Annotated in this window: 23 protein-coding genes; 12 read left to right on the plus strand and 11 right to left on the minus strand. The window is 67.7% G+C overall.

Annotated features, from left to right (window positions below):
* Positions 1-63: 63 nt before the first annotated feature.
* The 6 genes from FBZ87_RS10525 to FBZ87_RS10550 form a co-directional block, all read right to left on the minus strand.
* Positions 64-1035: a hypothetical protein gene (locus FBZ87_RS10525; protein WP_145610267.1), complete on the minus strand. Its 972-nt coding sequence runs from the start codon at positions 1033-1035 to the stop codon at positions 64-66.
* 89 nt (positions 1036-1124) lie between these two features.
* On the minus strand, positions 1125-1958 hold the full coding sequence (locus tag FBZ87_RS10530) for an FkbM family methyltransferase (protein WP_145610268.1): 834 nt from the start codon (positions 1956-1958) through the stop codon (positions 1125-1127).
* Complete coding sequence (locus tag FBZ87_RS10535) at positions 1955-3499, minus strand: lipopolysaccharide biosynthesis protein (RefSeq protein WP_145610269.1); 1545 nt, start codon at positions 3497-3499, stop codon at positions 1955-1957. The genes FBZ87_RS10530 and FBZ87_RS10535 overlap by 4 nt, the downstream gene beginning before the upstream one ends.
* Positions 3500-3646: 147 nt before the next feature.
* Entirely contained in the window at positions 3647-4621 is a 975-nt protein-coding gene (fcl, locus tag FBZ87_RS10540; RefSeq protein ID WP_145610270.1) for a GDP-L-fucose synthase, read from the minus strand.
* On the minus strand, positions 4590-5693 hold the full coding sequence (gene gmd, locus FBZ87_RS10545; protein ID WP_145610271.1) for a GDP-mannose 4,6-dehydratase: 1104 nt from the start codon (positions 5691-5693) through the stop codon (positions 4590-4592). Before gmd ends, fcl begins: the two co-directional genes overlap by 32 nt.
* A 147-nt stretch (positions 5694-5840) precedes the next feature.
* Positions 5841-7115, minus strand: coding sequence for a glycosyltransferase family 4 protein (locus tag FBZ87_RS10550; RefSeq protein ID WP_186454690.1), 1275 nt, complete (start codon positions 7113-7115; stop codon positions 5841-5843).
* Positions 7116-7474: 359 nt separating this feature from the next.
* On the opposite strand from FBZ87_RS10550, the gene FBZ87_RS10555 reads away from it, so the two are divergent.
* Both FBZ87_RS10555 and galE read left to right on the plus strand, forming a co-directional pair.
* Positions 7475-8851, plus strand: a complete 1377-nt coding sequence (locus FBZ87_RS10555) for a glycosyltransferase family protein (protein ID WP_145610273.1) — start codon at positions 7475-7477, stop codon at positions 8849-8851.
* A gap of 77 nt (positions 8852-8928) precedes the next feature.
* Positions 8929-9966 (plus strand): UDP-glucose 4-epimerase GalE, encoded by a 1038-nt coding sequence (gene galE, locus FBZ87_RS10560; RefSeq protein WP_145610274.1) that lies wholly within the window; start codon positions 8929-8931, stop codon positions 9964-9966.
* A 10-nt stretch (positions 9967-9976) separates the two neighbouring features.
* On the opposite strand, the gene FBZ87_RS10565 is transcribed toward galE, so the two are convergent.
* Positions 9977-10369 carry a Rieske (2Fe-2S) protein gene (locus FBZ87_RS10565; RefSeq protein ID WP_246134335.1) on the minus strand — a complete coding sequence of 131 codons (393 nt, stop codon included), beginning with the start codon at positions 10367-10369 and terminating at the stop codon, positions 9977-9979.
* A complete protein-coding gene (locus FBZ87_RS10570; protein WP_145610275.1) occupies positions 10366-11559 on the minus strand; it encodes an amino acid aminotransferase in 1194 nt (397 codons plus the stop codon). The genes FBZ87_RS10565 and FBZ87_RS10570 overlap by 4 nt, the downstream gene beginning before the upstream one ends.
* Before the next feature lie 155 nt (positions 11560-11714).
* Here FBZ87_RS10570 and FBZ87_RS10575 point away from each other — a divergent pair, with 155 nt between their 5' ends.
* From FBZ87_RS10575 to FBZ87_RS10605, 7 genes are all read left to right on the plus strand, one after another.
* On the plus strand, positions 11715-12185 hold the full coding sequence (locus tag FBZ87_RS10575) for an Lrp/AsnC family transcriptional regulator (protein WP_145610276.1): 471 nt from the start codon (positions 11715-11717) through the stop codon (positions 12183-12185).
* Between the two features lie 219 nt (positions 12186-12404).
* On the plus strand, positions 12405-13724 hold the full coding sequence (gene hmgA / locus FBZ87_RS10580; protein ID WP_246134336.1) for a homogentisate 1,2-dioxygenase: 1320 nt from the start codon (positions 12405-12407) through the stop codon (positions 13722-13724).
* The gene (gene fahA / locus FBZ87_RS10585; protein ID WP_186454691.1) at positions 13721-15040 is read left to right on the plus strand and encodes a fumarylacetoacetase; all 1320 of its coding nucleotides are present in this window, start codon (positions 13721-13723) and stop codon (positions 15038-15040) included. Before hmgA ends, fahA begins: the two co-directional genes overlap by 4 nt.
* A 20-nt stretch (positions 15041-15060) precedes the next feature.
* Positions 15061-15756 carry an SDR family NAD(P)-dependent oxidoreductase gene (locus tag FBZ87_RS10590; protein WP_145610277.1) on the plus strand — a complete coding sequence of 232 codons (696 nt, stop codon included), beginning with the start codon at positions 15061-15063 and terminating at the stop codon, positions 15754-15756.
* Positions 15757-15767: 11 nt separating this feature from the next.
* Positions 15768-16052, plus strand: coding sequence for a 4a-hydroxytetrahydrobiopterin dehydratase (locus tag FBZ87_RS10595; RefSeq protein WP_088873057.1), 285 nt, complete (start codon positions 15768-15770; stop codon positions 16050-16052).
* A 92-nt stretch (positions 16053-16144) separates the two neighbouring features.
* The gene (locus FBZ87_RS10600) at positions 16145-16735 is read left to right on the plus strand and encodes an ANTAR domain-containing response regulator (RefSeq protein WP_145610278.1); all 591 of its coding nucleotides are present in this window, start codon (positions 16145-16147) and stop codon (positions 16733-16735) included.
* On the plus strand, positions 16732-17757 hold the full coding sequence (locus FBZ87_RS10605; RefSeq protein WP_145610279.1) for an ABC transporter substrate-binding protein: 1026 nt from the start codon (positions 16732-16734) through the stop codon (positions 17755-17757). The genes FBZ87_RS10600 and FBZ87_RS10605 overlap by 4 nt, the downstream gene beginning before the upstream one ends.
* Positions 17758-17814: 57 nt before the next feature.
* Here FBZ87_RS10605 and FBZ87_RS10610 read toward each other — a convergent pair whose 3' ends face one another.
* From FBZ87_RS10610 to FBZ87_RS10620, 3 genes are all read right to left on the minus strand, one after another.
* Positions 17815-18267 carry a DUF1842 domain-containing protein gene (locus FBZ87_RS10610; protein ID WP_145610280.1) on the minus strand — a complete coding sequence of 151 codons (453 nt, stop codon included), beginning with the start codon at positions 18265-18267 and terminating at the stop codon, positions 17815-17817.
* Between the two features lie 75 nt (positions 18268-18342).
* Entirely contained in the window at positions 18343-18774 is a 432-nt protein-coding gene (locus tag FBZ87_RS10615) for a DUF1842 domain-containing protein (RefSeq protein ID WP_145610281.1), read from the minus strand.
* 180 nt (positions 18775-18954) lie between these two features.
* Positions 18955-20652 carry a bifunctional protein-serine/threonine kinase/phosphatase gene (locus tag FBZ87_RS10620; RefSeq protein ID WP_145610282.1) on the minus strand — a complete coding sequence of 566 codons (1698 nt, stop codon included), beginning with the start codon at positions 20650-20652 and terminating at the stop codon, positions 18955-18957.
* Positions 20653-21075: 423 nt separating this feature from the next.
* On the opposite strand from FBZ87_RS10620, the gene FBZ87_RS10625 reads away from it, so the two are divergent.
* From FBZ87_RS10625 to nirD, 3 genes are read left to right on the plus strand one after another with little or no spacing between them, the layout of a single operon-like run.
* Positions 21076-22287 (plus strand): nitrate/nitrite transporter, encoded by a 1212-nt coding sequence (locus FBZ87_RS10625; protein WP_145610283.1) that lies wholly within the window; start codon positions 21076-21078, stop codon positions 22285-22287.
* A 45-nt stretch (positions 22288-22332) separates the two neighbouring features.
* On the plus strand, positions 22333-24804 hold the full coding sequence (gene nirB / locus FBZ87_RS10630) for a nitrite reductase large subunit NirB (protein ID WP_186454692.1): 2472 nt from the start codon (positions 22333-22335) through the stop codon (positions 24802-24804).
* Entirely contained in the window at positions 24804-25142 is a 339-nt protein-coding gene (gene nirD, locus FBZ87_RS10635) for a nitrite reductase small subunit NirD (protein WP_145610284.1), read from the plus strand. The genes nirB and nirD overlap by 1 nt, the downstream gene beginning before the upstream one ends.
* Positions 25143-25150: the final 8 nt, after the last annotated feature.

Raw genomic sequence — 25150 nt, forward strand, 5'->3', positions numbered from 1 at the left:
CATAACAGCGCAGAACATGAAAGAACGGACAGGGTGCGGCATATCCATCCACTCTTAACCAGCCTACCGATGCCCATTTTCAGTCCCCTGATGATGGAGTGAGAAATCATCTGCGCAGATCTCCCTTTCATTAGCATCCGGAGACGTGCACCCTCCTCCTTGGCTGTGGTGCCCCCATTCATGCATAATTACAAATCTCATTGTCTGTTCGCGTGACGTCGATCCTAGTCCAGGAATTTCTGATTCCCCTGCTGCCGTCATATAGATTTCACTACGGTTCCCGTTTGTATTACCACCAACAATTCTTCTTTCTTCAGGATATTTGGCTGCATCTCTTTGCGCTTCTTTTAATGTCGCAAATTTGTGCACACTGTCATCTAGATACAAAACTGCATAGACCGGCTGAAACACAAAGTCTGGAAATAAATTACCCATAATTTTATTCTGAGTTGGTAAAATACCTTTCTCACGCAAATCCCTTATTTGCTCATTGAAGATCCTCTCCGCTTCTTTTGGGCTCGGTATCGTTGACGCCATTACAGGGATAACTCCCCCTTTTTTCTTCGCGCCTTGCGCCTGCGGCTGATAACTGACGCTTACAGCCAACCCGTCGCGAGGGGACTTCGCCTGCGTTTCCCCGCCGCCCCCACTTGCCCAGCGTCCATGCCAATCCCGAGGCTGATCCGGGCTGTACTTCACCAGGTTGTCGTTGGCCCGCGCCAGACGGACGGCGGCGTCCCAGTCCAGGTCGGGCAGGCGCAGGTGCACGGCGCGGATCATGGCCTGGGCCAGGTCGCCCCGGTTCAGCGCGTCGGCGATCTTGGTGAGGCCGGGCAGCACGGCAGCACCCGGCTCCACGCCGGCATAGGCGCGCCTCAGCAACACCGCCACCTCGGCCGCCGGGCGGGCCTGGAAGCCGCCGGCACCCTTGACCAGGAGGGGAACACCAGCCAGCCCCACGCCTTCGGCCGTGCAGCTGAGGCCCAGGCCGCCAGGGCCGTTGCTCAGGCGGTATCGACGCTGCCAACCATCCATGTTCGCTCTCCCTGTTGCCGGAAGAGCACCGTATGTTCTTTGTTTGTTCTTGTCAACCTGTGCGCGAGCGCTGGCGGGCGCAGGCCACTCTATTCCTGCGCCAGTTCGGCCGCGATGTTGGCCAGGGTGCCGGGGGATTCCTGGCGGGGCAGGAACAGGAAGTTGTTCACATAGTCGGCGAACTGGCTGCGGGCCAGACCGGGGCGGTAGTCCTGGATGTCTTCCGGCCGCTGCATGGTGGCCACGTCGAAGTCGTCCAGGGGGCGCAGCTTGTTGTGGTAGAGGAAATAGCCCTGGTAATCGATGGCGTCGAAGAAGCGCGCAATGCGGTCGATGGAACCGCGGGCGTGCCGCTCCTCGATCTCCACCAGGATGCGGGGGCGGGAACGGGCGATGGTTTCCCGGCTGCCTTCCAGCACCGCCTCCTCATGCCCCTCCACGTCGATCTTGATGAAGGCGACGTCGCCGGAATAGACGGCGTCGAGGGGGGAGGAGGTCACGTTCAGTTCGCGTTGCGCCGGCTGGTCGGCCAGCGCTGTAGGCGACAGGGTGGACAAGCCGGTTTCCGGCAATCCCGCTACCACGGGGATGTGCAGCTGCGCCATGCCCGAGGTTCGCGACAGGGCCGTGGGGTAAACCACCACCTCGTCACCGAACTTGGCCGCAAGGCGCTCCGCCAGCCAGGGCACCGGCTCGAAGGCGTACACGCGCCGGGCATGGGGGCGCATGAAGTGGATGTAGCAGCCTTCGTTGGCGCCCACGTCGATGGCGTCGCGCCCGGGCTCGCAAAGATGGCGTACCAGGCGGGTTTCGGGTTCACCGAAATGCTCGAAATACTTGTGTTCAAGCCACAGCATCATCGGCGTGGGACAGACGGTGCGAACCAGTTGCTTCGCACCGCGCCTCAGCGCACCGGGGATCATTCAGCCACCTCCTCGGCGAAGGTCGTCGATACCGGCTGCGGCGGGTGCCGGGAGAATAGAGACCGGACCACGCCGGTCATGGCGTCCCGGCTTGGCCGCATCAGCAGGAAGGCGACCCCGGCGGTGAGCATGCCCACCACCGCGGCCACCGCCAGGGCCACCAGGGGCGCCGCCAGCAGGCTCTCAGGCATCACGCCGTTCCTGAGGATCCAGACGACGGCGGCCACGGCCAGCGACGCCACCACCGAGGGCGTGATGCGCAGGTATAGATCACGCTGGGTCACCGGCCCCTGCCCCGCCGCCAGGTAGAAGCAAACCGGCAGACGTATGACCAGGCCAATGGCGGCATAGGCCCCCGCCACGCCCACGGCGCCATAAGGGATGCCCGCGACGAAGGAGGCAATGGCCAGGGCCACGTCAATAGCGGTGGAACGCAGCAGGTCGCGGGACCGCCCCTGAGGCAGGTAGATCAGGCCGGCCGTCATCAGCGTCGGCTGCACCGCGGCCACCAGGGCGAAACAGGTGATAAGGGGGGACATCGCCTCCCACTTCGGGCCGAACAGCAGGTTGGTCACCCAGTCGGAGGCCACGGCGGCACCGGCGGCGGCCGGCATGGTGACCATGGCCACCCGCTCGATCAGGACACCGAACGCCCGGCGGAAGCGCTGTGGCTCATCCACCAGGCGGCTGAGGGCCGGCATAGCCACGGAATAGAGCGGCGCATTGATGCTGTTCATGGGGACCAGCACCAGACGCGCCGCACGTTCGTACAGACCCAGGGTCGCGGCGCCGAACAATCGGCCCACCAGGATCTGATCGACGCTGCGGGCCAGGGTGGCCAGGATACCGCACCCCGAGACCGACAGGCCGAAGCCCAGCAGTTCCGGTATTCCCGGCGTTCTCCGGGGCAGCGATGGCCGCCATCGGCACAAGATCCAGCAGCCGGTCATGACCAGCAGCGGGGCGGCCAGGCGCTGGGCCACCAGCGCCCAGTGGCCCCAGCCCTGGAAGGCCAGGACCACAGCGACGACGAAGGCCATCAGCTCACTGCCCGTCTCGGCGATGGCGATGGCGGAGAAGCGCATCTGCCGGCGCAGCAGGGCCCAATGCTGGACGGTGGCGCCGCTCATGACGAAGCCCAGGGCCAGCCAGCGCGTGACGGCTTCCAGGTCGGGTTGCCCGTAGAAGCGGGCGATGACGGGCGCACCCAGGGCCAGACAGGCGGCGATGAGGCAGCCGGCGCCGGTGTTGATCCAGAACAGGGCACTGACCTGTTCGTGGGTAATATCCGTCTTCTGCATGGTGGCAGCGGACAGGCCCAGTTCCTTCACGATCTCGAACAGGGCGGTCATGGCGCCGACCATGGCGATGAGGCCGAATTCCGCCGGTGCCAGCACGCGCGCCAGCACGATGACGGATCCGAACTGGGCCACCAGCTTCACCACCTGGGCCCCCAGCATGACCGTGCCCCCGCGGGTCGCCCGGCGGCCGATGTCACCGATCAGGTGGGCGGTATTCAGATCGCCGTTCCGATCACGCATTAACACCTCTCACCGGCGGCCCTGAAGCACGGACCGCCGTTGTTGGGGTGGAACCAATGCCCGGCCCGGCGAGGGCAATCGCCGAACCGGGCATTGGCGGCGACGACCCAGGCGACGGGGAGAGCCCGCGCCCGGGAATCGTCGCTATCAGGCATGGACCACCGGCGCGCCCCGGACGGAGCCGATATTTTCCACATACCAGCGGTAGGTCTGGGCAAGGCCGTCGTCGATCGACGTCGGCGCGCGCCAGCCCAAGGCCTCCAGGCGGCTGTTGTCCATGATCTTTCGGGGCGTGCCATCGGGCTTGCTGCGGTCGTGGACGATCTGGCCCTGGAAACCCACCACCCGGCAGATCCGTTCCGCCAGCTCGGCGATGGAAACCTCCTGGCTGCTGCCCAGGTTCAGCGGCTCCTCCTCGGAATAGTGCTTCATGACGAAGACCATGCCGTCGGCGGCGTCATCGACGAACAGCAGTTCGCGCAAGGGCGTGCCGCTGCCCCAGATTTCCAAGGTCTTGGCGCCTTCCTGCTTGGCCTTGTGCGCCTTGACCATCAGGGCCGGCACCACATGGCTGGCCATAAGGTCGAAGTTGTCGCCGGGACCATACAGGTTGGTCGGCATGACCGAGGTGAAGTCGCAGCCGTACTGGCGGCGGTAGGCCTGGCATAGCTTGATGCCCGCGATCTTGGCGATGGCGTACCACTGGTTGGTCGGCTCCAGCGGGCCGGTCAGCAGCGCCTCTTCCGGGATGGGCTGGGGCGCCATCCGCGGATAGATGCAGGAGGACCCCAGGAACAACAGCTTCTCCACGCCCGAGCGGTGGGCGCTGTCGATGATGTTCGCCTCGATCATCAGGTTGTCGTAGATGAACTCCGCAGGCCGGGTGTCGTTGGCATGGATGCCACCGACATGGGCCGCCGCCAGGAAGACGGCATCCGGACGCAAGTCCTTCATCCACTTGTCCACCTGGCCGCTGTTGCGCAGGTCGCAGTGGTGGCGGCCGACGGTCAGGACATCACACCCCTCCCGCTCCAGCCGCCGCACCAGGGCGGAGCCCACCAGGCCGCGGTGACCCGCGACCCAGACGCGCTTATTGCGCAGCTCGTAAGGGGGCTTGTGCATCGTGCTGTCCTTCCCACTGCTTGACGGGGGTGCGATCCAGAAGGGCGCGGTCGGCGTTCACCATCTCGTAGACCAGTTCCTCGAAGGCGATCTTGTGCTCCCAGCCCAGGACCGTCTTGGCCTTGGTCGGGTTGCCCAGCAGGAAGTCCACCTCGGCCGGGCGGTAGTAGGCCGGGTCGACCGCCACCAGCACCTTGCCGGTGCGGCGGCAGTAGCCGCGCTCGTTGACGCCTTCGCCACGCCACACCAGCGGGCGGCCGATGCAATGGAAGGCCAGTTCCACGAACTCGCGCACCGAATGGGCCTCACCGGTGGCCAGCACATAGTCGTCGGGCTTGTCCTGCTGCAGCATCAGCCACATGCCCTCGACATAGTCGCGGGCGTGGCCCCAGTCACGGCGGGCCTCAAGGTTGCCCAGGTACAAGCAGTTCTGCAGGCCGCGCTCGATGGCGGCCACGGCGCGGCTGATCTTGCGGGTGACGAAGGTCTCGCCCCGCTCCGGCGATTCATGGTTGAACAGGATGCCGTTGGAGGCGTGCATGTTGTACGCCTCACGGTAGTTCACCGTGATCCAGTAGCCGTACATCTTGGCCACCGCGTAGGGGCTGCGCGGATGGAAGGGCGTCGTCTCCGACAACGGCTCGCTGCTGATGCCGCCGTAGAGTTCGGAGGTGGACGCCTGGTAGAAGCGGACATCGTCCTGCATCTTCAGCGACCGCACCGCCTCCAGCAGACGCAGGGTGCCGGTGGCGTCCACATTGGCGGTGTATTCCGGCATCTCGAAGCTGACGGCCACGTGGCTCATGGCTGCCAGGTTGTAGATTTCGGTCGGCCGCGTCTCCGCGATCAGACGGGTCAGCACCATGCTGTCCGTCATGTCGCCGTAGTGCAGCGAGAACTCGAAGCCGCCCTCATGGCGATCGCGGTAGATGTGGTCCAGCCGGTCGGTGTTGATGGACGACGAACGGCGCTTGAGGCCGTGGACCACATAACCACGGGCCAACAGGAACGAGGCCAGGTAAGACCCGTCCTGGCCGGTGATACCGGTGATCAACGCGGTTCTATTCGACATACGCTGCTCCGTTCATCAAAGGGTTGATCGCTGTTTTCAGCAAAATCTTGGGAGTTCTGTTCTTTCAGGGTTGTTGTTCGCGGGGGCGCTTCTTTCCCTTGTTCTAGGCGCCCCTTATCCTGGCGGCCGGCCGGCGTGCCCGTGCCCTCACGGGAACAGAACGGCGCGGGCGACACGGTCCCAGGTGTAGGTTTCCAGCACGTGGTTCTGGCCGCGGGCGCCCATGACGGCCAGGCGCTGCGGATCGGACACGGCGTGGATGATGAGGTCGGCCAGCACCTGGGGGTCGGCGCGCGACGCCAGGAAGCCGTAGCGGCCATCACCGGTGATCTCGGGCAGGCCGTTGCGGTGCAAGCCCAGGACCGGGGTGCGGGAGATCAGCGCCTCCAGATACACCTGGCCCCAGGGGTCGTTCAGCATGGGCTGCACCAGCAGGGAGGAACGGCGATACAGCTCCTGCAGCTCCGCCCATGGCAAGGCGGACCGGAAGTCGATGGCCGGATGCTCCGGCACCCGGTCCCGCACCGATGGGTCGGCCACGATGGTCAGGGTCAGGTCCGGCCGGCGCAGCACCGCCTGTTGGAAGGCCTCGATGACCAGTTCGCCGCCCTTTTCCCGGAACAGGTGCTTGCAGACGAACAGCAGCTTGGGCTTGGCGTAATCCTTCGGCCCGATGTAGGGCTTGATGTCGCCCATGCCCGAGCCCACCGCCGTCACCCGCGCCGCCGGCACGCCGTAATGGCTGATGATGTGGTCGCGCGCATAGCGGCCGAAGGTGAAGATGTGGTCGACGCAGTGCAGCGACCGCCGCTCCAGCTCCTCATAGGCTTCCAGCGCGCGGGCGCTGTAGCCGGCGATGTCGGGGCGATGCTCCGCCGCCAGCGCCCAGGTGTGATCGCAATAAAGGTAGTGGTGGACACGATGCGCCCGGTCGGCCATGGGATCGGCCGTGGCCTGCGCCTCCACAGCCGGCAGGTCGAGGGCGCCGGTGTGGATGATGTGGCGGGTGCCGCGCTCCGCCGCCTTGGCTGCCAGCTGGCGGGCCAGATGGCGCCGGGCGGGGGCCGCGCGGTACAGCTGCTCCGATGTCATCAGCCTGCCGTAGCCGCCCATAACATGGCGCGCAGCCAAGCCCATCTTGAAAGTCTTGGACAGGTGGGGGTGGAAGCCCTCCACCGTCACGCCCAACTTTTCCAGGGCCACGCCCAGGTTGCGGGGGGCACCCGACCAGGTGCGGGGATGGGTGGGATCGCCGAAGACCGAGGTGATGGCCACATGGTCGAAACGGCGCTCGCCCGCCTCACCCTCCGTAAGGATCGGACGAGCGGGCGCCTCTTCCCCGGAAAACCCACCGAAAACCGGCGGCGGCTGCACGGGGCGCCCGGACGGATGCGATTGGGACTGGGGGGTGTGCACGGCCACGGCCTTGGTCACTCCGGTCGGTTGATCGGCGGTCGGGATCGGGGCGCCTGGAACCCCCGTCCGGCGCCGCGGCGTTGTGGACAGGTGGTTCGGGCACATGAACCCGCTGATGTCGTGGTTGAAATCAAACAAGCCCGGCGTCAAACCCGCCAGTGACCAACCTGTGACCGGGGGTGCTTTATCTGCCCCATTTCAGTCACAGGGGCTACCCCAACGGAAAAAAGGCGTATGCCATTTAATGATAAGGCGGCCCTGTTTTGTCACAGCACGGAAAATCCGCCCAGGTCCATGATGAATTACTTCGCATTGGCCGCTAATGGGGACGCTCCGTGCCGTCAAGAATTCCCAGTGCAGCATTGATGGACAATAGTCAGGCTGCCACCGCCGCCGTTTCACCCACCGACGCCGCCGCCGCGCCGCAGGGCGGCATGCCCGGCGGCGACGTCCTGGGCGATTGGATGGCCCAGCGCGTCGGCCCCGGCGGCCCTCCGGCGGACAAGGCCGGCGTGGTGTTCCTGACCCAGGACGTCACCGACGTCAGCACCATCAAACGGGTGCGGGAATTCCTGGACAACGGCCTGCCCGTCCTGGTCCTGGGGTTTGAGCGCGAGCGGTACAACAGCGGCTATCGGCCACCCTGGCCCCACGTGCTGCTGGGGCGGACCGTGGACGGCAAGTACGCCCATCGGCTGCAGGCGCTGGCGGGCGCCCTGCGCGTCATCTTCCGCCACCGCCCCCGCCTGACCGATGCCACCATCCTGTACGCCCGCAACATCGACCAGTTGCTGCTGGCCCTGGTCATGAAGCTGTTCATCAGCCGGCGGGCGGAAGTGGCATACGAGGTGCTGGATATCCAGCCCATGTTCGTGGCCCACGGCCTGCGCTCCTTCATGCTGCGCCTGGTGGAACGCCTGTGCCTGACCCAGGTGAAGCTGCTGGTGTTGTCCTCCCCCGGCTTCCACCGGCATTATTACGCTCCCACACAGAAGTTCCGGGGGCCCTGGCTGCTGGTGGAGAACAAGCTGCCCCGTGTCGGCCTGCCGGAGCGGCCGAAGCCCGCCGCCACGGTGGCGGCCGAAGCCCAGCCCGAAGCCCAGCCCGCTGGGACCAAGCCTCTGATGCCGCCGCACCGCCCCTGGGTCATCGGCTATTTCGGCCTGATCCGGGGGGAGCAAACGGTGGACCTGATGCACCGCCTGGCCCAGCGCCTGCCCGACCGGCTGCAGATCCGTTTTCGCGGCGTGCTGACCACGGTGGATGAGAAGCGCTTTTTCAAGACGCTGGAGTCCTGCCCCAACATCGTCTACGGCGGCCGCTACGACCACCCGGGCGAATTGGCCGACATGTATGCCGGCGTGGACTTCGCCTGGGCGCTGGACCTGGAAAACACCGAGCACAATTCACGCTGGCTGCTGCCCAACCGCTTCTACGAGGCGGGCTATTTCGGTGTGCCCTGCCTCAGCGTCCAAGGGTTCGAGGTCGACCGCCTGGTGCGCCGCCACGATGTGGGCTGGGGTTTCGGGCAGCCGCTGGAAGAGACCATGGTCCGCTTCTTTCAGGATCTGACGGTCGAGGAGTACGAACGCAAGCGGCAGCGCCTGCTGGCCCTGCCCGACGAGACCTTCGTCGCCGGTGAGGAGATCCGGGCCCTGTGCCGTTTTTTCGCCCGGCGGGCCGCGACCCCGATGGAAAAGCCGCCGGTTGAGGAAGGGATGCAACCGCATCCCGCCTCCTGATCCGCCCCCCCGATTTATCGCGGACCCATCAAAAGCCCCCCGAGTTGTCGGGGAGAAGACTGTGAAGGGAATAGGCTATGAGCGACACCGTTGTGGTGACCGGCGGCGCCGGTTTCATCGGCAGCCACGCCTGCAAGGCGCTGGCCCAGGCGGGGTTCAGCCCCGTCACTTATGACAATCTCAGCCGCGGCCCGCGGGAGGCCGTGCTGTACGGCCCGCTGGAGGTGGGGGACATCGGCGATGTGGACCGGCTGACCGCCGTGCTGCGCGACTACAATCCCTGCGCCGTCATGCATTTCGCGGCTTATGCCCATGTGGGCGAGTCCGTCAGCGACCCGCTGCTGTATTACCGCAACAACGTCTCCGGCTCCGTCGGCCTGTTGGAGGCCATGCGCGACGCCGGCGTCACCAACCTCGTGTTCTCCAGCACCTGCGCCGTCTATGGCGTGCCGCAACGGGTGCCCATCACCGAGGGCCACCCCCAGGCGCCCATCAACCCCTACGGCGCCAGCAAACAGATGATGGAGCGCATCATCGCCGACTGCGAACCCGCCTGGGGGCTGCGCGCCGTCATCCTTCGGTATTTCAATGCCGCCGGTGCCGATCCGGACGGCGATTTGGGGGAGAACCACGACCCCGAGCCGCACCTGATCCCCAACGTGCTGGATGCGGCCCTGGGGCGAAAGGATGGGCTGACGGTCAACGGCGCCGACTACCCCACGCCGGACGGCACCTGCATCCGCGACTACATCCACGTCAGCGACCTGGCCGATGCCCACATCCTGGCGCTGAAGCATCTGCTGAACGACGGGACGTCCATGGCCCTGAACCTGGGAAACGGCAACGGCTATTCCGTGCGCGAGGTCATGGAGGCGGCGGAGCGGGTGACCGGGCTGCCCATCCCCTGGCACGTCGGCCCCCGCCGGCCGGGCGATCCGCCGGCCCTGGTCGGCGATGCCACCCAGGCGCGCCGCATCCTGGGCTGGACGCCGGAGCGCAGCGGGCTGGACGTGCAGATCGCCGACGCCTGGCGCCGGCGCCTGCGCGAACTGCAAGCCCCCAGGGACATAGGCATGGCCGTCGGCGAAGGCTCGCCAGCCCGCAAGACCGCCTGACGGCAGGCCACTAGGCCGTCTCGATGACCCCGTCGCGCACCGTCACCGGCCAGGGCAGCAGCCCCTGGCCGGGGCACGGGCCCGCGACACAGCGCCCGGTGTCGATGTCGAACAGGGCGCTGTGCCAGCTGCAGCGGATGACGTCGCGACCGGTCAGGTCCTGGGCGAGGTAGTCGTCCAGGGTGAAGGCCAGGGGCACGCCGGCATGGGGGCAGCGGTCGACATAGCCGGTGACCGCCTCCCCCCGCCGCACCACGAAGCCGTGGAAGCGGTCCCCCTGGATCTCCAGCACAAAGTTGCGGGCGCCGAGCGGCGCCAGCTCCGCCATCGCGCACAAGCGCACCCCGGCCGGCGTTCGGGTCAGCCGCGGGCGGATGCCGCCCGGCACGGGCGCGTCGCTCAACGGACGGCCCGCAGGGCGTCGATGAACTGCGGCACGGTGGCCAGCGTCAGGCCGGCCAGGTTGGCGCGACCGTTGCCCACCATGTAGACGGCATGGTCGCGGCGCAGCAGGCCCACCTGCTCCGGCGACAGGGGCAGCAGCGAGAACATGCCCCGCTGGCGCCCCAACGGGGCTAGCCAGGCGTCACCGGCGGCCAAGGCCTGGCGCACCTGGTTGATGCGGGTGCGCATGGCGTTCAGCTCCGCCCGCCAGTCGGCGGTCAGGCCGGCGTCATCCAGGATGACGCGCACCAGGGCACCACCGTGGTCGGGCGGCATGGACCAGTTGACGCGGGCCAGCAGCAGGATGTTGGAACGCATCAGCGCGGTGCGCGCGGGCGTGCCGCCCTTGGCATAGAGGGCGCCCACGCGTTCCCGGTAGAGCCCGAAATTCTTGTCGCAGGAATAGGCCACCAGGGCGTCCGGCGCGGCGTCGAACACCAGCCGGGCGCCGGCGGCGTCCTCTTCCAGCCCGTCGCCCAGGCCCTGGTAGGCGAGGTCGATGAGGGGGATCAGGCCGCGCTCGGCCACTACCTCCGCCACCGCCCGCCACTGGGCCTGATCCAGGTCGGCACCGACGGGGTTGTGGCAGCAGCCATGCAGCAGCACCACGTCACCGGCGTCAGCGCCCTTCAGGGCCGACATCATCTCATCGAACAGGACGGTCTGCGTCGCCTGGTCGTAATAGCGGTAGGTGGCCACGGTCAGCCCGGCGGAGGTCATGATGGGCGCGTGATTGGGCCACGTTGGCGTGCCCAGCCAGACCTTGGCGCCCGGCCTCTTGGCGTTCTTCTGGGCGGCGTTCACCAGTTCCGCCGCCAGGCGCAGGGCACCGGTCCCGCCGGGCGTCTGCACCCCCACCATCGTGTCGGCCGGCATGGCCTTTCCGAAGACGATGGGCTGCAGCAGCTCGGTATAGCGGATGTCACCCTCGGGCCCCAGGTAGCTCTTGCTGCCCTGCGTCTCCAGCAACCGGCCCTCGGCCGCCTTGACGGCGCGCATCACCGGCGTGGCGCCGCTGTCATCGCGATAGACGCCCACGCCCAGGTCCAGCTTCTTGGGCCGCGGATCGTCGCGGTACAGGGCGATCAGGGACAGCAGGACATCGGCAGGCTGCGGCGTCAGCGCGTCGAAAGGCGTCGGGGCGGACATCGTGGAGACTCCCTTATGGGCGGGGCTGGATCCGCCCCCAGCGGCGGCACCCCTATCGTTGCTGAATGATTTTATGCGAAACCTGTGACAATGTCTTTTCATTGACGCGCTATGGGAACCCAATATGGGAAGCGCATTTCACCGGATTGGAAAAAATGAAAGAGATTGATCAGTTCGATGAAATCGACCACCGCATCCTGCGCGCCCTGCAACGCGATGCCAGCCTGAGCCATGCCGCCCTGGCGGAAGAGGTGGGCGCCTCCCCAGCCTCCTGCTGGCGGCGTATCAAGGCGCTGGAGGGGGCCGGCATCCTGGGCGCCACCGTTCGCCTGGTGGACGCCGCCAAGGTCGGCCGGGGCGTCAGCGTCATGTGCCAGCTGCGCATGAAAAGCCACGCCACCAAGGACAGGCAGGAATTCGAGGCCTTTATCCAGACGCGTGGCGAGATCATGGACTGCCACAGCATGTCGGGCGAGTGGGATTATCTGATGCGGGTGGTGGTGGCCGACGTCGCCAGCTACGAACGCTTCCTGATGCGCGAACTGCTGGCCCACCCGGCCGTGGCCGCCGCCGCCTCGCACTTCGCGCTCAGCCAGGTGAAATACACTACCGCCCTGCCGATCTGATCTTTTCCATTTTCGGTGAGTCCCTTTCACCGATGGTGTTTAGCCCGCGAAACCTTTTCAGGCCCACCGGGTTCCGCCAGCGCGATTGAAAGGTTTTCGCGGAGGCCGCCGGCCACCCGGGCCGGGAGCCAAAGTCCGGCGGCGTTTATCCATTTGACAAGCGGCGGACATCGCCCCTTATATCGTTTCAAATGAAACGATCTGGTGGAGGCAGCGGCCATGACCCAGGACAGCATCCGAGACAACCCGCCCTTTGACATGATGAGCGGCTTCGGTAACAGCTTCGCGACCGAGGCCGTGCCCGGCGCCCTGCCCGTGGGCCGCAACTCGCCGCAGAAGGTGCCCTTCGGCCTCTATGCCGAGCAGCTGTCGGGCAGCGCCTTCACCGCCCCGCGCACGGAGAATCGCCGCTCCTGGCTGTACCGCCTGCGCCCCACCGCCAGCCATGCGCCCTTCACGGCATATGGGCGGGCCAGCTTGCTACGGTCCGGCCCGTTTGACGAGGTGCCGCCCACGCCCAACCGCCTGCGCTGGGATCCGCTGCCCCTGCCCGACGCGCCGACCGACTTCGTCGACGGGCTGGTGAGCTATGGCGGCAACGGCGACGTGGGCACCAACACCGGCATTGCCATCCACCTCTACGCCGCCAACCAGCCCATGACGGCAAGGGTGTTTTACAACGCGGATGGCGAGCTGCTGCTGGTGCCGCAGCTGGGCCGCCTGCGCCTGGAGACGGAGCTGGGCCGGCTGGAGGTGGCGCCGGGCGAAATCGCCGTGGTGCCGCGCGGCGTGCGTTTCCGCGTCCTGCTGCCGGACGGCACCGCCCGGGGTTATGTCTGCGAGAACTACGGCGCGCCGTTCAAGCTGCCCGACCTGGGCCCCATCGGCGCCAACGGCCTGGCCAACCCGCGCGACTTCCTGACCCCCGTCGCCTGGTTCGAAAACGTGGATGAGGCGACCGAGGTGGTGCAGAAGTTCCAGGGCCGCCTGTGGACCACCGCCCTGGACCACAGTCCCCTGGACGTGGTGGCCTGGCATGGCAACCTGGCGCCCTACAAGTACGACCTGGCGCGGTTCAACACCATCAACACCGTGTCCTACGACCATCCGGATCCGTCCATCTTTACGGTGCTGACGGCGCCATCCGAAATCGCCGGCACGGCCAACTGCGACTTCGTCATCTTTCCGCCGCGCTGGATGGTGGCGGAGGACACGTTCCGGCCGCCCTGGTTCCACCGCAACGTCATGAATGAATTCATGGGCCTGATCCATGGCCAGTATGACGCCAAGGCCGGCGGCTTTGCGCCCGGAGGCGCTTCGCTGCACAATTGCATGAGCGGCCACGGCCCCGACCGCACCAGTTACGAGCGCGCGGTGGCGGCGGACCTGAAGCCGCATAAGATCGAGAACACCATGGCCTTCATGTTCGAAAGCCGCTGGGTCATCCGACCCACCCGTTTCGCCACCGAAACCCCGCTGATGCAGTTGGACTATGATGACTGTTGGGCGGGCTTCACCAAGGCCGAGCTGCCGCGATGAACATTCCCCTGATCGATGAAACGCACAACCCGGCCCTGACCAGCTGGGTCAGCAGCGCCAACGGCCACGCCGACTTCCCCATCCAGAACCTGCCCCTGGGCGTGTTCAGCACCCGGAACGAGGCGCCGCGCGGCGGTGTCGCCATCGGCGACTGGGTGCTGGATTTGGCCAAGGCCGGCCGGTCCGGCCTGCTGACGGGCGACGCGCTGGACGCCGCCATCGCCGCCAGTGGCCCGACACTGAACCCGCTGCTGGCCCTGGGGGCAGGCCCGCGCCGAGCCCTACGCCGGCGGCTGTCGCAGCTGCTGGCCACCGGCAGCGATGATCAGGGCATTGTGGAAGGCCTACTCTACCACGCGGTGGACTGCACCCTGCACCTGCCCACGGCCATCGGCGGCTACACCGACTTCTATGCCGGCATCCACCACGCCCTGAACGTCGGCCGGCAGTTCCGCCCGGACAACCCGCTGCTTCCCAACTACAAGCATGTGCCCATCGGCTACCACGGCCGCGCCTCCTCCGTGCGGGTCACGGGGACGGAGGTGCGCCGTCCCAACGGGCAGCGCAAGGCCCCGGATGCGGAGGCGCCGACCTTCGGCCCCAGCCAGCGCCTAGACCTGGAGCTGGAGCTGGGCATCTGGATCGGCCCGGGCAATGAACTGGGCACGCCCATCGCCATCGGTGAGGCCGACAGCCACATCGCCGGCTTAAGCCTGCTGAACGACTGGTCGGCCCGCGACCTGCAGGCATGGGAATACCAGCCGCTGGGCCCCTTCCTGGCCAAGAACTTCCTGACCACCGTGTCGCCCTGGATCATCACGGCGGAGGCGCTGGCCCCCTTCCGCACCCGGCAGCCGGCCCGGGCCGCCGATGATCCCAAGCCGCTGCCCTATCTGTGGGATGAGACGGATCAGGAGCGCGGCGCCTATGGCATCGAGCTGTCGGTGCTGATCCGCACGCCCAAGATGCGCGAGGACAGACAGGCCCCGCACCGCCTGGGTATTGGCCCCGCCACCAACCTCTATTGGACGGCGGCGCAGCTGGTGGCGCACCACACCTGCAACGGCTGCGACCTGAACCCCGGCGATCTGCTGGGCACCGGCACCATCTCCACCCCCGACGACAGCGGCGTGGGCAGCCTGCTGGAGTTGACGCGGGGCGGCAAGGCGCCCATCACCCTGCCCAACGGCGAGACGCGCACCTTCCTGGCCGACGGCGATGAGCTGATCCTGGCCGGCCGCGCCGTGGCCGACGGCTATGTCTCCATCGGCTTCGGCGACTGCCGGGGCCAGGTGACGCCCGCGCTGAACGTCTGAGAAACGAAAAGGGGATTATCATGACCCAGCAGAAGGTCATCATCACCGGCGGCGCTGGGGTCCTGGGTGCCGCCGTGGCCCAGGCCTTCCGGGCGGCCGGCCATCACGTCGCCGTGATCGACCATGCGCCGGCACCCGTCGCCGTGGCGGAGGGCGTGCTGCACCTGGGCGGCGTGGATCTGACGGATGAGGCCGCCGCCCGCACCGCCTTTGGCCAGGCCAAGGTCGCCATGGGCGGGGCCGACGTGCTGGTCAACGTCGCCGGCGGCTTCCGCTGGCAGACGGTGGCGGACGGCGATCCCGCCGCATGGGAGACGCTGTTCGCTATCAACGCCCGCACCTGCCTGAACATGTGCCGGGCCGCCATCGTGCCCGAGGCGGATGGCGGCCTGTCCGACGGCGGCGCCATCGTCAACGTGGGTGCCGCGGCGGCGGAGAAGGCCGGCGCCGGCATGGGCGCCTATGCCGCCTCCAAGGCCGCCGTGGCCCGCCTGACGGAAAGCCTGGCGGCAGAGCTGGGCGGGCGCATCCGTGTCAATGCCGTGCTGCCGCTGGTCATGGACACGCCGCAGAACCGGGCGGACATGCCGAACGTCGATCCCAAGAGCTGGACGGCCACGGCGGCGGTGGCCGATGCCATTGTTTTCCTGGCCAGCCGCGCCGCCCGCGCCATCAATGGCGCCCTGGTCCCCGTCACCGCCCCCACCGCCGACTGAAGAGGCCCATCATGGTCAAGCGCCTGAACGCCGCCGACCTTCCCCCCCTGCCCGGTTGGACCGTGACGCCGGAGGGCGACGCCATCACCCGCCGCTGCGTCTTCACCGACTTCCGCGCCGCCTTCGGTTTCATGACCCAGGTGGCCCTGCTGGCGGAGAAGGCGGACCACCATCCGGAATGGTTCAACGTCTACAACCGCGTGGACATCCGGCTGACCACCCACGACGCCGGCGGCCTGTCACAGCGCGACGTGGACATGGCCCAGGCCATCGACCGATTGTTGCCCGTCCTCTAACCTGACGGACACAATCGGCATCACCGCGCTTGCATGACAGCCCGGTTGGCGATTAAGGGTGTTTCCCCGCCAACCAGCTTCATGGGCCGCCGGTGAAGGTTCTGATCGCCGACACAGTCCATTTGAACGACCCCGGGCGCATCGTGGAGACCGACTTGGCCGCCGCGGGCGCCACGGAAATCGTGCGCCTGGCCGCTGGCGAGCTGCTGGCGGATGCCGTGCTGCGCACCGCCCCCGACCTGGTGATCGTGGACATGGCCCGCCCCGACCGCGACGGGCTGGAGGACATCCGCGCCATCTCGCGCCACGACCCGCGCCCCATCGTCATGTTCGTCGACCAGGACGACCCGGCCTTCATGGAGGCGGCGATCGAGGCCGGCGTCAGTTCCTACAACGTGGTCGGGGCCTCGCTGCCTGCCATCAAGCCGGTGGTGCAGGCGGCCGTGGCCATGTTCCGCCGCTATCGCCAGGTGGAAACCAGCCTGCACAAGGCCGAGACGTCCTTGCGTGAGCGTGAGGTGGTGGACCAGGCCAAGGCCCTGCTGATGCGCCAGCGCGGCATGGCGGAGCCGGAGGCCTATCGCTGGCTGCGCCGCCAGGCCATGGAGCAGAGCCGCAAGCTGGCCGCCGTGGCCGCCGACATCGTGGCCGCCACTGAAGAGAAGAAGGGAGGCGGCTCATGACCGTTTCGCGCCCCGTCCGCATCGGCCTGCTGCGCCTGACCGACAGCGCCCCGGTCATCCACGCCCAGACCGCCGGCCTGTTCACGGCGGAGGGGCTGGACGTCACCCTGTCGGTGGAGCCCAGCTGGGCCAACCTTGCGGACAAGCTGTCCTATGGCCTGCTGGATGCCGCCGTGATGCTGCCGCCCCTGGTGCTGGCCATGGCGCTGGGCCTGCGGCCGGCGGCGGCCCGCCTGATCATCCCCATGAGCCTCAGCCAGCACGGCGACGCCGTGACCCTGTCCAACGAACTGGCCGGGCCCATCCTGGCAGGGGGGCGCCCCAACGCCGCCGAGGCCGGCCAGCGCTTGGCCGAGTTGTTGCGTGGCCGGCCCCGCGTCACCCTGGCGGTGGTCCATGCATGGTCCACCCACGCCCTGCTGTTCAAAAGCTGGCTTCACGCCGCCGGCATCGACCCGCAGGCGGATGTCGACTGGGCCATCGTGCCCCCGGCCGACAGCGTGGCCGCCATCGAGTCCGGCCGCATCGACGGCTTCTGCGCCGGTGCCCCCTGGGGCGCGGTGGCCGCGGCCGCCGGCGTGGGCCGCACCGTCGCCCTGTCATCCGACATCATGCCCGGCCATCCAGAGAAGTGCCTGGCGGTGCGCGAAGCCTGGGCCGATGAACAGCCCGAGGCCCTGCAAGGCCTGCTGCGCGCCCTGCTGCGTGCCGCCGCCGATTGCGCCGACCCGACCAACATCTTCGCCATCGCCGCCACCCTGGCCCAGCCCGCCTTCCTGAACCTGGCGCCCAAGGTCATCGCCGCCTCCTTGCCCGGTGGCGCCCGTGACGGTGCTGGTCAGGACACCGACATCTGCGTCTTCGGCAGCGCCACCCGCCCCACCCTGGATCAGGCCCGCTGGTTCCTGGACCAGATGACCCGCTGGCGCGACCTGCCGGTCAGCGGCGCGGAGGCGGAAGCATTGGCCGCACGCATCTATCGGCCGGATTTGTATGCGGCGGCGGCGCGAACGGTCGCCTGACAAAAAGGCCGCGCCCAGGCTGGACGCGGCCTTCAGTAACGGGGATGGAGGCAGGGGTCAGGCGGCGGCGGCGGCATGCGCCCCGAAGCTGACCTTCACGGGCTGTTCACCCACCGACACCCACTCGCCAGCGGCGTCGCGGTAGTCGTAGCTGATGACGCTGCCCTTGGGGGACAGGTGCAAGGTTGCCCGGTAGTTTTCCGGAATGACGGGGCCGATGCCACCTCGCGGCGGCCACTTGATCTCCGGCCAACCCTGCAGGACGACGCTGACCGTTCCGGGAAAGCCGCCGCCGGTGAGTTCATAGCGCCAGGTGCCGGTGACGTGGGACGTCACGTTCACCGAAGGGTTGGTGGTCTGGGTCACCTGCGAATGACCGGTCACCTCGCCCTTGGGGGTGTACACCACCAGGTGCAGGGTATTCGTCGGCGCACCGGGCGGCGTCACGGTGACGACGTCCAGTGGGAACAGGCCGGCCGGGATGGGGGTCGGAAGTGCAGTGGTGCTCATGATCGGATTCCTTCAGGAAAGGGTTGCGCCCGGCAAGAATTGCGGCGCTGATTTTTCGAAATCGGGAACGGTGACTTAGGCCGCAGCGGCCTTCACGATGTGCACCGGCTGTTCCACCACGTGCCACGGGCCGGTCAGGTCGGTCCGGTATTCGTAGCGAATAACGCCTGCCGTATAGTTGGTGTCCACCACCAGGATGGCCCTGTAGTTTTCCGGAATGACCGGGCCGATGCCGGCATGTGGCGGCCAGTTGATCTCCGGCCAGCCGGTCAGGTCGATGCGGATCGTGGAGCCCGGACCCGTCACGGTCTGGTGGATTAGATCACCCGTGACGTGCGAGGCCACCCGCACCACAGGATTGGTGGCCTGGGTCACCACGGAGGAACCGGTCACCTCGTTCTTGAACGGATCGAGCAGCAGGCGCAGATCGTCCGTCGGGGCGCCGGGGCCGCCACTGGATTGGAGATGCAGCGGAAACAGCGCGTACTTGGTTTCAGCCTTGCTCATGGTTCGTTTCCTTCTGAAAGGCGTTTCAGGTTGTTGATGGGTGCCTGCCGCGGCGTTTATCGCCGCGATAGAACACAACCATAGATATACATCACAGAAGGTTTCAAATGAGTTGCGCTAAATCATGTAGGTTGCATATCTCATAGATTAACACCATGGAGTTGCATGCCGATGCGCGGCCTAGTCCCGCACCAGCGACAGGATCAGCAGGATCAGCAGCACCAGGGCCGTCAGCTTCCAGAAGCGCACCGGGTCGCGGTCGTAGAAGGAGCGGCGGCGGGTGGGGCGGGGCGCGGGGTGGGCGGCACCGGCCTCCAGTTCCAGCGCGAATTCCAGCACGTCGCCATGCCGGTTGCCCGGGTTGGCGGCCACGGCCTTCATGACCGACAGGTCCAGCCAGGTGGGCAGGTCCGGGCGGCGCTGCTGCAAGGGCACCGGAGCGCCGAAGCGGGGGCGCTGGAAGGGTTCGACCTCGCCGTAGGGATAGGCGCCGGTGAACAGATGATAGACGGTGACACCCAAGGCGTAGAGATCGGTGCGCTCATCGCCCGGCTCCCCCGCCAGCAGTTCCGGCGCCATGTAGCTGGGCGTGCCGGGGATCTGCTCGGCGGGGAAATCCTCCAATCCGGCCAAGCGCACCACGCCCAGGTCGATGAGGCGCAGTCCGCCGGCGCCATCGATGATGACGTTGTCCGGCTTGATGTCGCGGTGGATGATGCCGGCGCGGTGCAGCGCCGCCACCGCCTTGGCCAGCTTCACCGCCAGGGGCACGCCCTCCGCCACGCCCACGCGCGGCGCCGCCGCCAGGCGCTGCGTCAGGGTTTGCCCTGGGTAATAGGGCATGACAGTGTATAGCCGCGTCTGCCGGCCGGGCGGCACCTCCACCACCTCCCCCAGCCAGGGGCTGCGCACCCGGGCGGCCACCCAGCCTTCGCGCACGAAGGCCAGGCGATAGACGGCATCGTCCGCCACCGCCGGCTTGGGGAACTTCAGCACCAGCGGTGCCTCCTTCCCCGCCGGCTCGGTCAGAAATAGGGCGCTGTAGCGGCCATCGGACAGTTGGCGGCCCACGCGATAGCCGTCGACCACATCGCCCGGCTTGGGCACGGGCAGGATGGGCAACTCCGCCGTCAGGTCGGCCAGTTCTCCCTGGTCGGCCGGCGGCAGGGCCACCACGTCGATGACCAGGGCGGTGGCGTTGTCGTGGCTGCCGGCGGACAGGGCGGCCGCCACCATCTCCTGGCTGGCCGCCTCCGGCGTCGGTTCACCGGAGGTGAGGCGGGCCAGGTCGCGGGATGACAAGACCCCGTGCACGCCATCGGTCAGCAACACCAGGCGGTCGCCTTCGCGCAAGGGTTCGGCCGCGTAGTCGGCGCGCAGCGCATCCTCCAGCCCGATGGCGCGGCGCAGGATGTGGCGCTGGTCCGGACCGCTGTGCACATGGTCCTCGGTCAGCTGGGTCAGCCGACCGTCGCGCAGGCGGTAAAGGCGGGTATCGCCCACGTGCAGGATATGGGCGCGGCGGTCGCGCAGGATGACGGCGGTCAGGGTGGTGGCCATGCCCGCGCGCTCCGGGTCCGCCCGTCCCTGGGCGTGGATCCAGCGGTTGATGGCCTCCGCCGCGTGCGCCGCCGCCCGCCGGATGCCCAGGGTCTGGCGTTCGCCCAGATAGAAATCGATGAAGCCGCGCACCGCCAGTTCCGCCGCCACGCGGCCGCCCGGCGCCCCAGAGACGCCATCGGCGATGGCGGCCACCGCCCCCTGACGGGCCCGCTGGGTGGCGGTACCCAGGCACACGCCCACGTAGTCCTCATTGCGCGGGCGGCGGCCGGTTTCACTGCACCAGCCGACGCGCAGTTCGATCTGCCGTACCCCCATTCCCACCCCAGTATTGCCTATAATTTGATCATTTGCGCGGCCAGCTTGGCGATTGCGCAATAATTAGGCATTTAGGCCGTCGGCCTTTTTCCAAAACCCCAGGTTTTCCGCGACAGCGAAATTGGCACGGCGGTTGCGAAGAACATTACACGAGCAGGGGGCCGAAAGGTTCTTTTCTGCATCGGGACGGCCCCAACGGCGGGGCGGTCCCGCCTCCGGGATGGCGCAACGGCGCGCGTCCCCTGTGGTCTGATCGGCGGGTCAACGGCGGCCTGTCAGCGTCCGGTTCCACCGGGCCCTACCCCACCCCAAGGCCCCTTGCGGCCTGATCCCGATCCACCACCCCTTCTGGTGATAGGCGGCGCCTGACCCATGGCAGCCCCCATCGCCAAAGGCCCACGGCCCTGCCCGGAGGCGCACCCGATGAACAAGAGTTTTCTGAAGGCTGGACATCTGCCGACCCTGTTCGCGGCGTTTCTCTATTTCGACATGAGCTTCATGGCCTGGGTCATCCTGGGCCCGCTGGGCGTGCTGATCGCCAAGGACCTAGGCCTGTCGCCGGCGCAGAAGGGCCTGATGGTGGCGGTTCCCGTCCTGGCCGGCGCCTTCTTCCGCGTCATCAACGGCATCCTGGTGGACCACCTGAAGCCCAAGCGCACCGGCATCCTGGCGCAGGTGGTGGTGATCACCGGCCTTGTCGCCGTCTGGTACTTCGGGGTGCACAGCTTCAACGCCACGCTGCTGACCGGCGCCATCCTCGGCGTGGCCGGCGCCAGCTTCGCCGTGGCCCTGCCGCTGGCCTCGCGCTGGTATCCGCCGGAACACCAGGGAACGGCCCTGGGCTTGGCGGGCGCCGGCAACTCCGGCACCGTGTTCGCCTCCCTCTTCGCGCCGGCCCTGGCCGTCGCCTATGGCTGGAACAACGTGCTGGGCCTGTTGGCCATCCCGCTCGCCCTGACGCTGTGCGTCTACACCGTGCTGGCCAAAGACAGCCCGGAATGCCCGCCGGCCAAGTCGCTGGCCGAATACCTGGCGGTGCTGAAGATCGGCGACGCCTGGTGGTTCATGTTCTTCTACAGTGTCACCTTCGGCGGCTTCGTCGGCCTCGCCTCCTCCCTCACCATCTACTTCAACGACCAGTACGGCCTCAGCCCCATCACCGCCGGCTATTTCACCGCGGCCTGCGTCTTCGCCGGGTCCCTGGTGCGGCCCATCGGCGGTGCGGTGGCCGACCGTATCGGCGGCGTCCGCTCGCTGACCGTCATGTACACGGTCGCCGCCGGCGCCCTGGTGGTCGTCAGCTTCGCCCTGCCGCAGGCCTGGATGGCCCTGGCCGTCTTCGTCGTCGCCATGCTGGCCCTGGGCATGGGCAACGGCGCCGTGTTCCAGCTGGTGCCGCAGCGCTTCCGCCGCGAGATCGGCGTCATGACCGGCCTGGTCGGCATGATGGGCGGCGTGGGCGGCTTCTACCTGGCCTCCAGCCTCGGCTACTCCAAGCAGCTGACCGGCGGTTACCAGGCGGGCTTCCTGCTGTTCGCCCTGCTGGCCCTGGCGGCCCTGGTCGGCCTGACCGGCGTGAAGCGCCGGTGGCGCACCACCTGGGGCGCCGCCGCCCTGGGCGCGGCCCGCGTCTGACTGACAGCACTCCAGACTTAGCGATTTCAAGGGAAGGGTTCCCCCATGGACACGCATATGCCCCCGCGCCAGAAGCTGGTGGTTGTCGGCAACGGTATGGCCGGCATGCGAACGGTGGACGAACTGCTGAAGCGCAACCCGCTGAAGTACGACATCACGGTCTTCGGCGCCGAACCACACGTGAACTACGACCGCATCATGCTGTCATCCGTGCTGGCCGGCGAAAAGGACCTGGAGCAGATCGTCATCAACCCCCGCTCCTGGTATGAGGAGAATGGGATCAATCTCGTCACCGGTGACGCGGTGACGGCCATCGACACCCAGGCCCGCACCGTGACGTCGGCCAGCGGCCGGGTGGTGGCCTATGACAAGGTCCTGCTGGCCACGGGGTCCCGCCCCATCGCCCCGCCGGTGCCGGGCCTGGACCTGCCCGGCGTCTGCGCCTTCCGCGACATCGCCGACGTCAACACCATGATCGAGGCGTCGGAAAAGCATAAGCGCGCCATCGTCATCGGCGGCGGCCTGCTGGGGCTGGAGGCCGCCAACGGCTTGCTGCGCCGGGGCATGCAGGTGGCCGTCGTCCACCTGATGGGCACGCTGATGGAACGCCAGCTGGACAAGGCGGCGGCCGAACTGCTGCAGCGTGAGCTGGACGAGCGCGGCATGAACTTCTTCACCAACGGCCAGACCGAGGAGATCTTCGGCGAGGGCCGGGTACAGGGCGTGCGCCTGGCCGACGGGCGGGAAATCCCGGGCGACCTGGTGGTGCTGGCCATCGGTATCCGCCCCAACATCGACCTGGCCCGGGCCGCCGGCCTGGCCATCAACCGCGGCATCGAGGTGGGCGACGACATGCGCACCTCCGTCCCCGACATCTTCGCCGTGGGCGAATGCGTGGAGCATCGCGGCAAGACCTATGGCCTGGTGGCTCCGCTGTGGGACATGGCCAAGGTCTGCGCCGACCATCTGGCGCGCGAGGACGCCACCAGCGACTACGTTCCCGCCGCCATGGCCACCCGGCTGAAGGTCACGGGCATCGACGTCTTCTCCGCCGGCGATTTCATCGGTGACGAGACGACGGAGGAGGTGGTCTTCCGCGACGCCGCCCGCAACACCTACAAGCGCCTAGTGCTGCGCGACGACCGCCTTGTGGGCGCCGTGCTGTATGGCGACGCCCAGGACGGCGGCTGGTACTTCCAGCTGCTGCGCGAGGACAAGCCGCTGGGCGATCTGCGCGACACCCTGATCTTCGGCCAGGCCTTCGCCAGCCTGGCGGCCGGCGCCCCCGCCGCCGACCCCACCGCCACCGTGGCGGCCCTGCCCCTTGATGCCGAGATCTGCGGCTGCAACGGCGTGTGCAAGGGCAAGATCATGGGTGCCATCGCGGAGCATGGCCTGACCACGCTGGAGGGGGTGCGCGCCCGCACCAAGGCGTCCGCCTCCTGCGGCAGCTGCACACCCCAGGTGGAACAGTTGCTGGCCCTGTCGCTGGGCGACGGCTACGCCAAACCCACGGGTGAGAAGCCGCTGTGCAAATGCACGGCCCACAGCCACGACCAGGTGCGCCGCGCCATCGTGGACCAGGAGCTGCGCACCATGCCGGCGGTCATGTCCACCCTGGGCTGGTCCACGCCCGACGGCTGCCATGTCTGCCGCCCGGCGCTGAACTTCTACCTGCTGGTGGCCTGGCCCGGTGAGTACCAGGACGACCAGCAGTCCCGCTTCGTGAACGAGCGCAACCACGCCAACATCCAGAAGGACGGCACCTATTCCGTGGTGCCGCGCATGTGGGGCGGCCTGACCACGGCCGATGAGCTGCGCGCCATCGCCGACGTGGTGGACAAATACGCCATCCCCACGGTGAAGGTGACGGGCGGCCAGCGCATCGACCTCTTGGGCGTGACGCGCGAGCAGCTGCCCCATGTGTGGAAGGATCTGAACGACGCCGGCATGGTCTCCGGCCACGCCTATGGCAAGGCGCTGCGCACGGTGAAGACCTGCGTGGGCTCTGAATGGTGCCGCTTCGGCACGCAGGACAGCACCGGCATGGGCGTGAAGCTGGAGCGCATGACCTGGGGGTCCTGGCACGCCCACAAGGTGAAGCTGGCCGTATCCGGCTGCCCGCGCAACTGCGCCGAGGCCACCATCAAGGACTTCGGCGTCGTGGCGGTGGACAGCGGCTGGGAACTGCATGTCGGCGGCAACGGCGGCATCCATGTCCGCGCCACCGACCTGTTGTGCAAGGTCACGACGGAGGAAGAAGTGCTGGAGTACTGCGGCGCCTACCTGCAGCTCTACCGCGAGGAGTCCCGCTATCTGGAGCGCACGGCGCCCTGGATCGAGCGGGTGGGCCTGGCCCATGTGAAGCAGCGCATCGTGGACGACGCGGCGGGCCGCAAGGCGCTCTACGCCAAGTTCCTGTACGCCCAGAAATTCAGCCAGGACGACCCCTGGGCCGAGCGCACGCCGGGCAAGGCGGCGGCCGCCCCCTTCCGCACCCTGGCGACGGTGGAGTGATGACCATGGACAGCGTTGGTATCGAAAGCCGCTGGGTCGAGGTGGGTGCGGTGGACGACATCCCCCGCCAGGGTGCCCGTGTGGTCGCCACCCCCCGGGGCGACGTCGCCGTCTTCCGCACCCTGGACAACACCGTCTTCGCCGTGGATGACCGCTGCCCGCACAAGGGCGGCCCCCTGTCGCAAGGCACCGTGCACGGCCATGCCGTCACCTGCCCCCTGCACAACTGGGTGATCGACCTGGAGACGGGCGAGGCCTGCGCCCCGGATGAGGGCTGCGTCACCCGCATCCCCGTGCGGGTGCAGGACGGCCGTATCCTGCTGGCCATGGTGGCGTGATGCCGGAG

Source organism: Nitrospirillum amazonense (assembly GCF_007828035.1).
Lineage (GTDB): Bacteria > Pseudomonadota > Alphaproteobacteria > Azospirillales > Azospirillaceae > Nitrospirillum > Nitrospirillum amazonense.

Excerpts from the sequence above, each read along its gene's own strand:
- FBZ87_RS10525 (WP_145610267.1), bottom strand. The coding sequence starts at position 1,035 with ATGGATGGTTGGCAGCGTCGATACCGCCTGAGCAACGGCCCTGGCGGC.
- FBZ87_RS10530 (WP_145610268.1), bottom strand. The coding sequence starts at position 1,958 with ATGATCCCCGGTGCGCTGAGGCGCGGTGCGAAGCAACTGGTTCGCACC.
- FBZ87_RS10535 (WP_145610269.1), bottom strand. The coding sequence starts at position 3,499 with ATGCGTGATCGGAACGGCGATCTGAATACCGCCCACCTGATCGGTGAC.
- fcl (WP_145610270.1), bottom strand. The coding sequence starts at position 4,621 with ATGCACAAGCCCCCTTACGAGCTGCGCAATAAGCGCGTCTGGGTCGCG.
- gmd (WP_145610271.1), bottom strand. The coding sequence starts at position 5,693 with ATGTCGAATAGAACCGCGTTGATCACCGGTATCACCGGCCAGGACGGG.
- FBZ87_RS10555 (WP_145610273.1), top strand. The coding sequence starts at position 7,475 with ATGGACAATAGTCAGGCTGCCACCGCCGCCGTTTCACCCACCGACGCC.
- galE (WP_145610274.1), top strand. The coding sequence starts at position 8,929 with ATGAGCGACACCGTTGTGGTGACCGGCGGCGCCGGTTTCATCGGCAGC.
- FBZ87_RS10570 (WP_145610275.1), bottom strand. The coding sequence starts at position 11,559 with ATGTCCGCCCCGACGCCTTTCGACGCGCTGACGCCGCAGCCTGCCGAT.
- FBZ87_RS10575 (WP_145610276.1), top strand. The coding sequence starts at position 11,715 with ATGAAAGAGATTGATCAGTTCGATGAAATCGACCACCGCATCCTGCGC.
- hmgA (WP_246134336.1), top strand. The coding sequence starts at position 12,405 with ATGACCCAGGACAGCATCCGAGACAACCCGCCCTTTGACATGATGAGC.
- fahA (WP_186454691.1), top strand. The coding sequence starts at position 13,721 with ATGAACATTCCCCTGATCGATGAAACGCACAACCCGGCCCTGACCAGC.
- FBZ87_RS10590 (WP_145610277.1), top strand. The coding sequence starts at position 15,061 with ATGACCCAGCAGAAGGTCATCATCACCGGCGGCGCTGGGGTCCTGGGT.
- FBZ87_RS10595 (WP_088873057.1), top strand. The coding sequence starts at position 15,768 with ATGGTCAAGCGCCTGAACGCCGCCGACCTTCCCCCCCTGCCCGGTTGG.
- FBZ87_RS10605 (WP_145610279.1), top strand. The coding sequence starts at position 16,732 with ATGACCGTTTCGCGCCCCGTCCGCATCGGCCTGCTGCGCCTGACCGAC.
- FBZ87_RS10610 (WP_145610280.1), bottom strand. The coding sequence starts at position 18,267 with ATGAGCACCACTGCACTTCCGACCCCCATCCCGGCCGGCCTGTTCCCA.
- FBZ87_RS10615 (WP_145610281.1), bottom strand. The coding sequence starts at position 18,774 with ATGAGCAAGGCTGAAACCAAGTACGCGCTGTTTCCGCTGCATCTCCAA.
- FBZ87_RS10620 (WP_145610282.1), bottom strand. The coding sequence starts at position 20,652 with ATGGGGGTACGGCAGATCGAACTGCGCGTCGGCTGGTGCAGTGAAACC.
- FBZ87_RS10625 (WP_145610283.1), top strand. The coding sequence starts at position 21,076 with ATGAACAAGAGTTTTCTGAAGGCTGGACATCTGCCGACCCTGTTCGCG.
- nirB (WP_186454692.1), top strand. The coding sequence starts at position 22,333 with ATGGACACGCATATGCCCCCGCGCCAGAAGCTGGTGGTTGTCGGCAAC.
- nirD (WP_145610284.1), top strand. The coding sequence starts at position 24,804 with ATGACCATGGACAGCGTTGGTATCGAAAGCCGCTGGGTCGAGGTGGGT.